14 protein-coding genes are annotated in these 13831 nt (G+C 53.6%); 7 read left to right on the top strand and 7 right to left on the bottom strand.

The window, feature by feature from the left end:
- Window positions 1-16: 16 nt before the first annotated feature.
- From GQE98_RS06330 to GQE98_RS06340, 3 genes are read left to right on the top strand one after another with little or no spacing between them, the layout of a single operon-like run.
- Window positions 17-625 carry a 2-hydroxychromene-2-carboxylate isomerase gene (locus GQE98_RS06330; RefSeq protein ID WP_161314848.1) on the top strand — a complete coding sequence of 203 codons (609 nt, stop codon included), beginning with the start codon at window positions 17-19 and terminating at the stop codon, window positions 623-625.
- Window positions 626-650: 25 nt separating this feature from the next.
- Window positions 651-1349, top strand: coding sequence for a glutathione S-transferase N-terminal domain-containing protein (locus tag GQE98_RS06335; protein WP_161314849.1), 699 nt, complete (start codon window positions 651-653; stop codon window positions 1347-1349).
- A gap of 10 nt (window positions 1350-1359) precedes the next feature.
- Window positions 1360-1800 (top strand): YqaA family protein, encoded by a 441-nt coding sequence (locus GQE98_RS06340; protein WP_161314850.1) that lies wholly within the window; start codon window positions 1360-1362, stop codon window positions 1798-1800.
- Window positions 1801-1826: 26 nt separating this feature from the next.
- Here GQE98_RS06340 and GQE98_RS06345 read toward each other — a convergent pair whose 3' ends face one another.
- Window positions 1827-2240, bottom strand: coding sequence for an SH3 domain-containing protein (locus GQE98_RS06345; protein WP_161314851.1), 414 nt, complete (start codon window positions 2238-2240; stop codon window positions 1827-1829).
- Window positions 2241-2707: 467 nt separating this feature from the next.
- Between GQE98_RS06345 and GQE98_RS06350 the strand changes: the two genes are divergently transcribed.
- From GQE98_RS06350 to GQE98_RS18395, 4 genes are all read left to right on the top strand, one after another.
- Window positions 2708-3253, top strand: a complete 546-nt coding sequence (locus tag GQE98_RS06350) for a hypothetical protein (protein WP_161314852.1) — start codon at window positions 2708-2710, stop codon at window positions 3251-3253.
- A gap of 103 nt (window positions 3254-3356) precedes the next feature.
- Complete coding sequence (locus GQE98_RS06355; protein WP_161314853.1) at window positions 3357-4904, top strand: class I adenylate-forming enzyme family protein; 1548 nt, start codon at window positions 3357-3359, stop codon at window positions 4902-4904.
- A 25-nt stretch (window positions 4905-4929) separates the two neighbouring features.
- On the top strand, window positions 4930-6150 hold the full coding sequence (locus GQE98_RS06360) for a bifunctional alpha/beta hydrolase/OsmC family protein (protein WP_161314854.1): 1221 nt from the start codon (window positions 4930-4932) through the stop codon (window positions 6148-6150).
- Between the two features lie 319 nt (window positions 6151-6469).
- Complete coding sequence (locus GQE98_RS18395) at window positions 6470-8224, top strand: ATP-binding protein (protein ID WP_161314855.1); 1755 nt, start codon at window positions 6470-6472, stop codon at window positions 8222-8224.
- Here GQE98_RS18395 and GQE98_RS06370 read toward each other — a convergent pair.
- From GQE98_RS06370 to GQE98_RS06395, 6 genes are all read right to left on the bottom strand, one after another.
- A complete protein-coding gene (locus GQE98_RS06370; protein WP_161314856.1) occupies window positions 8221-8931 on the bottom strand; it encodes a GntR family transcriptional regulator in 711 nt (236 codons plus the stop codon). The two genes, GQE98_RS18395 and GQE98_RS06370, sit on opposite strands and share 4 nt — an antisense overlap.
- Before the next feature lie 92 nt (window positions 8932-9023).
- The gene (locus GQE98_RS06375) at window positions 9024-9836 is read right to left on the bottom strand and encodes an ABC transporter permease (protein ID WP_161314857.1); all 813 of its coding nucleotides are present in this window, start codon (window positions 9834-9836) and stop codon (window positions 9024-9026) included.
- Window positions 9826-10596 (bottom strand): ABC transporter ATP-binding protein, encoded by a 771-nt coding sequence (locus tag GQE98_RS06380; RefSeq protein WP_161314858.1) that lies wholly within the window; start codon window positions 10594-10596, stop codon window positions 9826-9828. The genes GQE98_RS06375 and GQE98_RS06380 overlap by 11 nt, the downstream gene beginning before the upstream one ends.
- Window positions 10597-10603: 7 nt before the next feature.
- A complete protein-coding gene (locus tag GQE98_RS06385) occupies window positions 10604-11638 on the bottom strand; it encodes an ABC transporter substrate-binding protein (RefSeq protein WP_161314859.1) in 1035 nt (344 codons plus the stop codon).
- Between the two features lie 102 nt (window positions 11639-11740).
- Window positions 11741-12871, bottom strand: a complete 1131-nt coding sequence (nagA, locus tag GQE98_RS06390) for an N-acetylglucosamine-6-phosphate deacetylase (protein ID WP_161314860.1) — start codon at window positions 12869-12871, stop codon at window positions 11741-11743.
- Window positions 12868-13779: a glucosamine kinase nucleotide-binding domain-containing protein gene (locus tag GQE98_RS06395; protein ID WP_161314861.1), complete on the bottom strand. Its 912-nt coding sequence runs from the start codon at window positions 13777-13779 to the stop codon at window positions 12868-12870. Before GQE98_RS06395 ends, nagA begins: the two co-directional genes overlap by 4 nt.
- Window positions 13780-13831 lie beyond the last annotated feature (52 nt).

The following is a 13831-nucleotide window of genomic DNA, read 5'->3' on the forward strand; positions in this document are numbered from 1 at the left end:
AGAAGGGACCGACCCCATGCATAAACTTGAGTTTTTCTTCGATTGTTCCAGCCCCTGGACTTTTCTGGCTTTTGAAAGCCTGCAGCAGATGCTGACCCGTCATCCCGACCTGGAGGTCCAGTATCGGCCGTTTTTGGTGGGTGGGGTTTTCAATACCGTCAATCCCTCGGTTTATGCCTCCCGCGAGAACCCGGTGGTCCCCAAGCAGCGCTATGGTAAGAAGGACCTGCAGGACTGGGCAGACTATGTCGGCATCAAGATCATTCCGGCGTCCGACCTGTCCGTTTTTCCCGTCAACAGCGTCAAGGCCATGCGCGGCGCCTTTGTCGCGATTGAGGAGGATTGCCTCGTCCCTTATGCTCGCCGGGTGTTTGAGCGGTACTGGAGCGAAGGCGCGGATATTTCGCAGGAAGAGGAGCTGAACGGCATTATCGCCCGAGTTGGGCTCGACAAGTTCGATTTCTACGACAAGATCAATGATCAAAAATACAAGGATATGCTAAAGGACAATACCACGGAAGTGATCGAGCGGGGCGGCTTCGGCACGCCAACGATGTTCCTTGACGGGACGGACATGTATTTCGGCAATGACCGGTTTCAGCTCATCGAAGCGAAACTAAAATAATAGCCAGTTTTCATAAGGTATTAAAATGATTGATCTTTATTACTGGCCTACACCGAACGGCTGGAAAATATCCATCGCGCTTGAAGAGATGGGGCTCGACTACCGCGTGGTGCCGGTGAATATCGGCAAGGGCGAACAGTTCGAGCCGGATTTCCTAAAAATCAGCCCGAATAACCGTATGCCCGCCATCATCGACCAGGATCCGGCCGACGGCGGGGAGCCGATCTCCGTCTTCGAGACCGGGGCGATCCTCATCTATCTCGCCGAGAAATGCGGCAAATTCCTGCCGAGCGACCTTCGTAGCCGGAAAGAGGTGATCGAATGGGTGATGTGGCAGATGGGCGGCCTTGGCCCGATGCTCGGCCAGAATGGGCATTTCAAGTTCTATGCGCCCGAAAAAATTCCTTACGCGCAGGAACGCTACTCCACCGAGGTACTTCGGCTCTTTGACGTGCTGAATTCCCGGCTGGAAGGGCGGGACTATATCTGCGGGGAATATTCCATCGCCGATATGGCCTGCTGGCCGTGGATCATCACCTATAAACGCCAGGAGATCGACCTCGGCGAGTTTCCCAATATCCGCCGCTGGTATGACAATCTGAAAACCCGTCCGGCGCTTCGGCGCGGCTATGAGGTCGGGCGGGAGTTGAGCAAGCCGACCGGGGAATGGAGCGAGGAATCGCGTAAGCACCTGACAGCGCAGCGTCGGCCAGCCAAGGGTTGATCGCCAACCGATGACGGCAGCCGCCACCTATGTGACCCTGTTCGTCAGTGCCTTTCTCTCGGCAACACTGCTTCCGGGAGCATCGGAGGCAGCGTTTGCCCTGTTCCTAGCCGACGGGGTTGGCGCGCCAGTCCTGCTTCTTATCGCGGCAGTGACGGGGAATGTGCTGGGGTCAGTGGTCAACTGGTTCCTGGGGCGGTTCTTTGCGGAGTTTCGGGATCGGCGATGGTTCCCGATCAAGGAGGCGCATTATACCCGCGCGGTCCGCTGGTTCGATAAATATGGGAAATGGTCGCTTCTGCTCGCCTGGGCACCGATGATCGGTGATCCACTCACGATTGTCGCGGGCGCCCTGCGGGTGCCCTTTGGGGTGTTTTTGCTGCTGGTGAGCATCGGCAAATTAGCGCGCTATCTTTTTATTCTTCAGGCGGCGCTCATCTGGCTAGGGTAACGGCAACAAAGTCGAATGTTCTTGGGTTACTCCGGGCGGTCGGCTTCAAGATACTGGCCGGCGGTCCAGCCAACCATACCATTATACTTGATATTGCACCATTTACGGCGGGTTTCGACTTTACGAATGGCCGTCGTGGAGTTGCGCCATTCAAGATATGGCATCCCGACATGACAGCCGAGATTGACGATCCCGTCTGTTTCCGCCGCCAGGGCACCGATTTTCTTGCCCTTCAACGAGGGGTCCTTACGGACATTTAGGGTCGCCCCCGGTTTCATGTTAACCCGAAAAAACTTTGGATCATCGACCTCTGCATTTGCCGGGGAGGCAAGCGGGGTAAGGGCGACACTCAGCCCTGTGGCAAGAATGCCAATGTAGAAAGCGGTCTTAACTGTCGTCATCAATTTCATTGCGGCAAACGCATCCTGTTTATGGCTCACAATACACCTCATCGGGATAGTAATCTAAATTGACACTTCCAGATGATCAACAAAAGTTATTAAAAAACGGTTGTTAAAATAAGTTAAGAGTTTGTGAAGAATGTCTCCGGTCGCGGTTTTGTGACGGTTGATACAGCTTTTTTCTGCCTGCGGCGGTATTTGATCGTTCTGTTTCGGGCCTTGAAACCCGACTTTTAGGTTAACCAAGTTTGGGTCAGAAAAGACTAAGTCACGGTTTCCATGGAAAGAAATTTCAGCCGTATGGTAAATTTTATCTTCCCTGAAGATTTAATGGAATGGAATCCTCTAATACATTGAATTTTATTAAAAATTTTACGTTTATTTTTTTACATTTATCCCCCGAATGAGGTATGCAATGACCATCTTCCTTCGCTACTCTTTTCTTATTATAAATCTGTCAGGGTTCATTTCAGTACCGTTGAGAGATCACTTAAATGGATAGTCAAATGTTTAGAGAAGACGTTGGTCGGGACATACTGTTTGGGGGAGATGAAAGTGATACACTCTTCATCTCTGCCGTTGAGCAGGACCCGGAAACTATTGAACTTATAAAAAATTTCCCTCATATGCTTGGTGATGAAGAAGAGATATTCGCCGTTGATGCGGTCGCTTATAATGCGGACCCGGTCGACGCGGATATTCCTGTAGATCTGGACGAGGATACTTTTGATCCTGACCTGGTTCTTGCCAAGGTGGACCTACATGCAGAGGATTTCCCTTTACCGCAGTCAATAGAGAATATGGTCATGGAACCAGCGGCGGGACGGGTCGATCTTGATCAGCTATTTGACATCATGCAGGTCAAGCCGCATGCCGGCTATACGGAAATCGACGGTTATGAAACCAGTGGGTATCTTTCCGATGACAAGGGGGCGCCCGCTGAAGGCCGACTGGATAGTTCCGACCTTCCTATGGTGGCGCTCGATGCCCTTTCTTCCAACGCCGGAATTGACGATATTTTCGGAAAACTGGTTTATAGCGACGAAAGTTGAGAGCCTCTTTCACCTCGCAATTAAGTGATTGCGACAATGCCTTTGACGCGGACATATGTTCGTTTATCATCCCCCTAAACTAGAATAAGAAAATGGGGGAGAAATGTCAGCACTTGACGATACCAATGTATTCCTGCCAGAGCTCTGGCATACCTACGCCACTGTCACGCCGGAAAAAGATGCCCTGATCTGCGGCGATAAGAAAAGATCCTGGAGAGATTTCGACAAGAATATGAGCCGGATCGCCAATGCGCTGATCGCCCGCGGGATTGGCCGGGGGGACAAGGTCGCCGTGCTGGTCAGTAATAATATTGAGGCGATGGAGATTATTTATGGCGTGACCCGCGCGGGGGCCTGTGTGGTTCCCTTGAGCGGGCTGCTGACAGCGGAACAGCTTGCGGTGCTGATTGATGACTGCGATGCGTCTTGCCTGATCGCGACAGATAGCTATCTGGACCGGATCTCCGAAATCAGGGACAAACTAACAAAGATCCCGCCGGAAAATTTGATTGCGGCGGATTTCACGGCAGATGGCTGGGTCGGTTTTGACCGCTTTCTCGGCGATGCCTCTGATGCAATGCCGACTGTCAAGTATCGTCTCGAGGATAACTTCAACATCATCTACAGCTCCGGCACCACAGGGTTGCCCAAGGGGATAGTGCAGACTCACCGCGCGCGGCAGCACTGGTCCTACAGCAATGCAGTTGAACTCCGCTTTCACAGAAATGCGGTGGCGATGACGACAACCTCGCTCTATTCCAACGGCACCTGGCTCATGATGCTGCCCAGTCTCTTTGTCGGGGGCACCCTTGTCATCATGCCGGAGTTCAGCCCGGAGGCGTTTCTGGAAACGGCGGTTGCCCATAAGATTACCCATACTTTTATGGTCCCGACACAATTTATCGTCACGCTGGATCACCCAAATTTTGATGACTACGACCTCAGCCAACTTGAATCGGTTCTTTGTGCGGGATCTCCGCTCCGGCCCGACACAAAAGCAGACGTCTTAAAACGCCTGACACCGAACCTGAGCGAGCTTTATGGCTGCACCGAAGGTTTTGCCTCCATGTGCAATCCCGATATGCATGCCGTCAAGCCGGGCAGTGTCGGCAAACCGGTGCTGGGTTTTGATCTCAAAATCTTCGATGATGACGGCAATGAACTCGCCCGGGATGAGGTAGGGGAGATTTGCGGTTACGGCGCCGGTATGATGAAGGAATATTACAAGCGCGAAGACCTGACCGAGGAAATTATCGTGCGGGACCACCATGGCCGGACATTCCTGCGCTCCGGCGATATTGGCCGCATTGATGAGGATGGCTATCTCTATATTATGGACCGCAAGAAGGACATGATTATTTCCGGCGGCTTCAATATCTTCCCTGCGGATATCGAGTCGATCATCGGGGAGCATCCGGATGTCCTCGATGTAACCGTGATCGGTGTGCCCCATGAAAAATGGGGAGAAAGCCCGCTCGCGCTCATCATCGGTCGCAAGGGGCTTGAAGGGACGGCGGAAATAGTTAAATGGGCTAATAGCCGGCTCGCCAAAAGTCAGCGCATAATTGGCGCTGAATTGCGCCAAGATTTTCCGCGCAATGCCCTTGGTAAGGTAGTCAAACGCGAACTCAGGGATCCCTACTGGGAATAATTCCCAAACAGGAAGGAAGAGGCAGATGCGCTCAGAAAAGGTAATGTTCGAGGGGACAAGTGGCAATTTGGCAGCGCGGCTGGACCTGCCGGAAGGGCAGCCATTGATGTATGCGTTGTTTGCCCATTGCTTTACCTGCTCGAAGGATGTGTTTGCCGCTTCGCGCGTGTCGGCAGTGCTGGCAGGTCTGGGTATTGCCACCCTGCGTTTTGACTTTACCGGCCTTGGCGAGAGCGACGGGGAGTTCGAGAACACCAATTTCACATCCAATATCGCGGATCTCCTCCATGCGGCCGGGTTTCTCGCCGAGAAATACGAAGCGCCGAAACTGCTGATCGGGCATAGCCTGGGCGGCGCGGCGGTGCTGGCCGCGGCCTCGGACATACCGGCGGTGAAAGCTGTCGCCACTATCGGCGCGCCCTTTGATCCGGCCCATGTCGGACAGCATTTCATCGACCAGCATGAGAAGATTAAGAAGGAGGGAGTCGTCAAGGTGGACATCGGCGGGCGACCCTTCAATGTCAGCCGTCAGTTCCTGGAGGATATCGAGGATCAGGCCCAGTCAGAAAAGCTTGGCAAGTTACGAAAGGCCCTGCTTATCTTTCACAGCCCGCTCGATAATATCGTCGGGATCAATAATGCGACGAACATATTCGTCGCCGCCAAGCACCCCAAAAGCTTCATCTCCCTCGACAAGGCCGATCATCTGCTCAGTCGGAAGGAGGATTCCCAATATGTAGCTGAAGTCATTGCGAGTTGGGCCCGTCGCTATATCCCGGAACTTATCCGGACGAAACCAAAAACGGGGTTAAAGGCCGGGGCGGGGGATACTCTTGTTATCGGGGCACCGCAGGAAAAATTTCTGCAATATGTCGATACTAACGGTCATCCACTGCTCGCGGACGAACCGCTCAGCTACGGCGGGACAAACCGGGGACCATCGCCTTATGATTTGCTGCTCTCCGGGCTTGGCGCCTGTACTTCGATGACGATCAAGATGTACGCGGACCGTAAAAAATGGCCGCTCGATAACGTGGCCGTGCGCCTGAGCCACAAGAAAATTCATGCAACTGACTGCATCGACTGCGAGACGACGGACGGAAAGATCGACGTGATCGAGCGGGAAATAGAACTTACAGGAAACCTGTCCGGCGAACAGCGCGATCGCCTGATGGAGATTGCCGATCGTTGCCCGGTTCATAAAACACTGCATTCAGAAGTAAAAATCGAGACGGTCCTGGCCTGACAGACGCCTGTGCACACGGCCCTGTGGTTTGTGTCGGTGGGTACATTGAAGCTGACCCTCGCGGGGTAGGTATTTTTGAGCCTTGTGAGGGAAAAAACCGATTCAAACAAAGTTTCGCCATGATTGTATTAGAGAATGGTAAACTGGATAAAAATTTACCAAAATGCATCTTAAATGCCACATATTTTATCCTGCCATAATTTCCTTTCTGCGGTACATTTATAAATTAACAGTATCTTAAACTTTGCCTGAGAGAATATCTGTAGGACCACTGTACCCATCGTTTTTGTATTGAGTATCGATGTAAGGATATTTTTCCGTGACCGAGCAATTTCATAAGAATTTTGGCGTTATTCTCGCCTTTCTTGCAGCGCTCTTCGCCCTGCTTTTTTTCTGGACGTATCAGGTATATTCCCTGAATGCTCCAGCCCGTTGGCTGAATGCGGAGCAGCATTTCAGCGAGACCACTATCAGCAGTGAACAGGTAATGAACCTGGTTGGCTTTCATAGCATGGTTCACAACTTTAAAGATTATATACTCCGTGGCGATCCCAATGATAAAGAGCAGTTTTTTGCTCATTTTGAAGATGCGCGGGAGGAACTGAACCTACTTCGCGCTCATTTTGGGGTGGCCGCAGAGGCGGAAATTTCGGCGATTGATACGACCCTCCGCGACTATTTTGTCAGCATTAACCGGATCGACCAACTCCGCGAAGAGGGAAAATCCATCGCGGAAATTGACAGCAGCATTTCCATCAATGACAGCACTGCCTTCGCCGCGTTTCAACAAATTCTCGAAATGTATCAAAAAGAGAAGGCTGATATCCGTACCCTGGTCCTGGAAGCAATGGATCAGGACCGCAGCAATTTGCAGTCTCTCTATACAACGCTATTCGCCATTGGCCTTCTCCTTGCGATCGCGGTTGTCATGGGACTGCGCTTTGAGTATCTGAAGCGGCGGGCGCTTCAGGAAAAATCAGAGACAAAATCCCTGTTGGAAGGTTTTCTGGATTATTCAACCGTTCCCTTCCTGATAGCCGGTCCGGACAAGATTATCCGTCATTGTAACAAGGCGGCAGCCCGCCTTCTTGAAACCAAACCTGGCAATCTTGTCGGTGCATCGCTTGCGCAGATTGTCGATGTGGATCTGCCCGAGGGGGAGGTGCAATCGTTTAGCGGTGGCCGTGCCAAGCGGATCAGTACGGTTATTGAGTTGCACAGCGGGCGGAAAATTCCAGTATATGCCGATTTTTCAACAAACCGGGATGGGACCATGCGCATTGTTGCCCTGTTCGACCAGAGCACGGAACTTAAAATCCGTGAACGCATCCTGTTCGAGGCGGAGCACAAGCTGGCCAATGACACCATTGACGGCAGTCTTTCGATCCGCCGCGATATCCAGAAATTTAATGACCTGGTGGCTGAATTTGCAGAACATATTGGCGAGGATCGCAAAGATTTCGCGCGCCGTGCCCTCGACATTACCCAGTCGCTGAAATCCAGCCTCACCGATTTTATTTCGCTGTCCAATCCGGTGACTGAAGGGCGGCTTGCTGTCAATTTGGGGGGGCCGGCATCACAGAAAATCGACAAGACCATTTCCGATACGCTTGAAAAATTCAAAAGCGTGATCGCGGACAAGGAACTGATGTTCAACTGGGTTAATCATGTCCCGGAAGGGCGGGAAATTGATTTCCCCGCGCAGTTGCAACGTATCCTGAATAACCTGGTCAGCAATGCCGTCAAATACACAAAAAATGGCGGCGCGATTAAGATTTCCACCTCGCTGGAGGCAGAAAACCTGATGTTGAAGATCGAGGATACTGGAATTGGTATCGAGGAAGAAGATATTCCCCGGATTTTCGAACGCGGCGTGCGGATGAAGAATGCGGCCCAGATGAGCGGCGGGCTCGGTATTGGCCTGTATGCCGTGCAAGAAACATTGCGCAATCTCCACGGTGAGATTACCTGCAATTCCTATGCGGGGATCGGGTCTGATTTCGTTGTGAAAATTCCCATGTCGCAGCAATCAGGAACAGTGATTGCCCTTCAGTCAGCCGCATCGGCGAACTAGAGCCGCGTAATCTCTTTCTCTGCGAGGGTATTGGCAATAACGGTGCCCAGCCATTTATTATGCTCAAGATACCGTTCCCGCGCATAATTTTCATCTGCCCGGAGCAGGAGTTCCTTAACCTCGTTATGATCGCGCAGGCATCGCATTCTGTCGTCCGCCGCGATATGGCGCAGGGCTTCCATGTTGGCGCGTTGGATGATGTCGCGGAAGTTGATGCCGGCTTCCTGTAATCTCGGGTTGCCGTTCAATATAAACAAGCTGCGGTGAAACTTCTCATCCGCATCCGCCCAGGCCTCAAAATTTTCGGCGCGTAAGGCTGCTTCCTCCGCGGACAGGGCATAGAGAAGGGGCATAATATCTGTCCGCGTTAGCTTGCGGGCGCAGATGTTCCCAAGGGCCTGTAACTCCAGCCCGGCGACAATCTGGTAATAGTTGGCAAGGTCGCCAGCACTTAACGCGAGCACGCGAATGCCCCGCTTGGGCACAATTTCCACCACCTTTTCTGTCTGCAGGCGTAACATCGCCTCGCGGATCGGGGTGCGGCTCATCTCCAGTTGATGCTCGATTTCAGGTATATTGATAAAACTGTCGAGCGGAATTTTGCCGGCATTGATCTCTGCCTTGATGGCGGAATAGGCCATGTCGGTCAGCGATTGCTTCTTTGGGACGAGCGACGGGCGCGCTTTATAATGGAGAACTGTTGTCATGATGGCCGCAGTGTGCCATCGGGATAGTTGCAAAAAGGTTAATCAAGACACGAACTTCCGCAAATCTTTATGTTTTTGAATAGGAAAACCTCTTAACGCCATTTCAGGAAATATTTCTCTGCGCGCCCGATGAGCCAGGCGAATATCAAGCCGAGACAGGAGAGAATGGCCACCCCTGTGATCAACTGGTCCGTTGCCATCAGGCTGCCCGCCATAAGAATATAGGCGCCGACCCCGAACTCGGCGGCGATCATTTCCGCGGCCACTAAAAGAATGATCGCGATAGCCGCAGAAATCCGGGCGCCGGAAAGAATTGCGGGCAGGGCGCCGGGCAGGATGATTTTTCGGATAATCGACATCCGGGAAAGTCCAAAGGACTGGCCCATCCGGATCAATCCGCGATCCACATTGTCGATTCCGCCGTAGGTGGCGATAACTGTCGGGAAAAAGGTGCCGAACAGGATGGTGGCGACCTTTGATCCCTCACCAATCCCGAACCAGATGATAAACAGGGGCAGGAGAGCGATTTTAGGGATCGGGAAGATCGCGGATACCAGCGGTTGCAGCCCGGAACGGGCGACGGAAAAGAGCCCGATCATCGTCCCGACGATAACGCCGAGCAGGGTTCCGCAAAACCAGCCGATCAAGAGCCGCTGCAATGAGGCGGCGAGATGTTGCCAGAGAAGACCGGAGCTTAAAAGGTTCTTGAAGGCCTCGAATGCTTCTGACGGGGCCGGAAGGATCAGCGGGCTGATAAAGCCAGTGCGAGCGCCCCATTCCCAGAAGGCAACCAGCCCAATAAAAAGGATTGGCGCGACAATTTTTCGCGACCGTGGCAGGAAACCACCGCCCCGAAAGGGAACCGGCTTACCCATGGGCGTACCATCGGCGACTTTATCGCTCATTTACAAGCTCCATATCGGCGGCGCGGGCCTCATCCCGCATCAGGTTCCAGAGCCGCTTCTGGATTTTTTCCAACTCGGCATTCTCGTTTGTACGCTCGGACAGCGGCATGTTAATCTCGACAATCTCGTGAATTTCACCGGGCCGGCGGGACAGCACGACAATCTTGTGTCCAAGCCGCACCGCCTCGGCAAGGTTATGGGTGACGTAACAGGCGGTATAATTCTCTTTTTCCCAGAGATCGACGAGATCATCCATCAGAAGCTCCCGCGTCTGGCTATCGAGCGCGGATAGCGGCTCATCCATCAGCAAGACGGCCGGGCGAACGCTGAGCGCGCGGGCAATGGCGACGCGCTGTTTCATGCCGCCGGAAAGTTGGCGGGGATAAGCGCTCCGAAATTCGCTGAGTTTGGTGCGGGCGAGGACATCGGCGATAATTTCCTCCCGCTCTGCGGCGCCAATCTTGTGGTCTTCAAGGACGAGGCCGATATTCCCTTCCACCGTCCGCCAGGGAAGGAGGGCGAAATCCTGAAAGATGTAGGTGAGGGGGTTGAGACAGTCTGCGGGCGGATCGCCAAGTTGCAGAACCTCCCCCGAAGCAGGGCGTTCCAGCCCGCCAATCATGCGTAAGAGTGTTGACTTCCCGCAGCCGGACGGGCCGATGATGCAGACGATCTGCCCCTGTTTGATATCCAGATTGATATCGCGAAGGACCTCAACCTCATCATAGTGGTGGGTGATATTGCGAAGACTGAGATCCATAAGCGAACTAAAACGTTTTGACGAAGTTAGTGTTAACCAGGGTATCGATGGTAATGCTCTCCTTGACCAGGCCTTCCGCCTTGAACCAGTTGAGCTGGTCCGTCACATTGGTGAGGTTAAGCGCAGCGTCCTTGTTGATGCGCATCGCCCCATTTCGAATGGATGGGGCCGCTTTTTCAATCGGCCGGTCGGCATACACATATTTATGGATCAGCTCCACCATGGCGGTGGCACCTTCTTCGCCTTCCGTCTTGTCGACGAGCGCCGCGTTGAAGTCATCCGCGCCCTTGGAGAAGGCCGCAAGAAAGCGCTTCGCAATATCTTGCTTATTCTCTGCGATCTCTGTGGATGTGAAGACCGTCGTAACCTGATAATCCGGAATATAGTCGGCGACCACACCGATCTGGAAAATTTCCGGGCTCTTTACCAACCCTTTGGCGATATGGGGCACGATGGTCCAGCTATCAATCTGGCCCGATTTCAGGGCACCGATGAGCGCGCCGACTTTCTGCAGCGGGACGAGTTTTATATCGGCGGTCGAAAATCCTTCCTTCTCGGCGATTTTAGAGGCCATGTAATGGAAGGAGGAGCCGACCTGCGTAATACCGAAGCTGCGGCCTTTTAATTGGGCTGGGCTTGTCACGCCGTCCTCATAGGCCATTTTGGAAACGAGGATTATCTGACCGTCAATGCCGGGCTCTTCCTGCAGGGCGCCGCCGATCACCTTAATCGCGCCTTTGTCCGCGAGGTTGATCAGTCCTCCGGAAATGGCAGTAATGCCAAAATCCACATCGCCCGAGGCAATGGCGACGGCCATTGGCTGTGCAGCCTGGAAGAACTTGAATTCAACCTCCAACCCTTCGTCGGTGAAGTACCCTTTCTCAAACGCGACAAAGCTCGGCGCATGGGATGTAAACCGGAGTGCGCCGACGGTAATCTTGTCTGCCGCACTTGCGCTGAATGTCATGCCGGCGATTGTCGCAAGTGCGGTTAACCCGCCCAGCAACGTCTTGTTAAAAGACCGTTTTGTCATTGAGATCATGAACAGGTTCCTCCCCGATACAGAAAACTTATATTTAGCGTCAGAAATTTGGCCTTTATCTACGTGCTTAAGCCCTCGGGTGTCAATTATTAAACTGACGCCTTATCGGCCTGCGATCCAGCTTTTCAGGACATTCATTCCGGCATCAACGAGGACAAGATCGGCGCGGTAACCTGTGGCAATACGACCCCTGGACTTTTCAAGGCCCAGATAGGTCGCCGGCGTGCAGGTTGCCATGGGAAGGGCCTCCTCCAGCGGAAGACCAAGCAGGGAGGTTGCGTTGCGGATGGCCGTTGCCATATCAAGAGCGGATCCTGCAAGGGTGCCTTCCTCCGTGGTGAGCCTGCCATCCTTCAGTTTTATCAATGTATCCCCCAGGTGAAATTCGGTCATGTCCGTGCCAATAGTGCTCATGGCATCCGTGACCAGCATTAACCGATCGATCCCTTTCGCGGCGATAACCACTTTCAGGGTTGCCGGATGCACATGATGGCCATCATTGATTATACCGCAGTAACAGTCTGGGCAGGTCAGCGCGGCGCCAATCAGGCCCGGAGAGCGGCTTTCCATCGGGGGCATGGCATTGAAAAGATGGGTGGTACCGGTCAGCCCGGCATCGATAGCGGCGGTCATTTCATCGAAACTGGCGGCACTGTGCCCGGCGGAGACACGCACACCCTTGGCGGTGAGTTTCCGGATAGTTTCAAGAGGGACTTTTTCCGGCGCGAGTGTTACCAGGACACAGCCAAGGTCGCCCTGCGTTACGAGGTCGATAAATTTGTCGTCCAGTGCGCGGATCTGCCTCTTGTCATGGACGCCGTTGCGGACCGGGTTGAGATAGGGGCCCTCGAAATGAATGCCGAGAATGCCGGGAACGCCCTTGGCGATGGCCTCCCGGATCAGGGCGGCAACTTCGGTCATCCGCTCCCAGCTATCAGTGATCAGCGTTGGCAGCATTCCGGTGGTGCCAAACTTGCGATGTGCGGCGGCAATGGTCTCAATATCGGCAAGGGTGCGCGCATCGTTCAGCATCATCCCGCCGCCTCCATTGACCTGTATGTCTATAAAGCCTGGCAGGAGATAACCGCCAGCCAGGTCTTCACATTCATAGCCGACGGGGCAGTCGGCAACCCGGCAGAGACCACTGATCTTTTCATCTTCTATCAGTAGGGCCAGTTCATCCTGCCAGGTATGCCCGGTGAGTATATGGCTATTTACCAATGCTTTTTTCATTCCCGTGCCTTTCCGGTCTTGTTGATCAACCCGGTCCGGTTATTGATCAGGCGAAGCGCCCCATCGAACACATCCCCGCGGGGCTTTGCCAGATAGCGCCCATGCGCTTTGTCCAGCCAGGGGCGGATTGGTTCGGCAAAACCGCCGATATGATGAATCTCCTTTACGTCCCGCCGGACGAGCGAGCGGATCATCTGATTAACTTCCTCCGCGATGGTCCGAACAAGGCTCCTTGCGACTTCGTCCTCTTTTACGGCATACTCGATAACAGTGCTGGCGAGGGCCCCGTAGTCAGCGGGCTTTGCCGTACGTGCCCAGCCGGATACCTCTGGCGGATGCGTCCCTACCTCGGCCAAGATTTTCTTGCATAAGGGGGATGTTGGCAGGATGTCGTCATAGGCCTGCAATGCGCGGCGCACGGCAAGATGACCAAGGCGTGCCCCGGATCCCTGATCAGAGACCGGAAAGCCCCAGCCGCCGAGGTAGAATTTCTTGTCCCCTTTCACAGCAAACGCGCAGGAGCCTGTTCCGGTGATCAGCAGGCCGCCATCGCCGCCGGCAAATGCGCCCAGTTGAGCGACAAAAGCATCGGTTTCCGCTGTCATCGAAGCGAAGGGGTGAGGTATACGAAGAAATTCCTGTCGCCGCTCTTCTTCAACCAGGCCCGCAATGGCCAACCCGGCATGCAGACGGGAAAGGGGGATAGTTGCGCCGTTCAGGCGGGCAAGTGCATTTCGTGTGGCCCGGAAAACCTCGCTCAGGACCGGTTCCAGGCCAAGCGAGGCATTGGAGGGTCCTCCCAGTCCTTCACTGAGCAAGGCGCCATCTTCATTGAAAAGCCGGACCCGGCAGTTGGTGCCACCGCAGTCAGCTGCCAGATAAACGGGTGTTTCATCGGATGCTGTCATGAAATACCGCTGTACCTCCCCAACTTATTGAAATTTCTTATTCCCTTTGTTC

The organism is Sneathiella litorea, assembly GCF_009882915.1.
Classification (GTDB): domain Bacteria; phylum Pseudomonadota; class Alphaproteobacteria; order Sneathiellales; family Sneathiellaceae; genus Sneathiella; species Sneathiella litorea.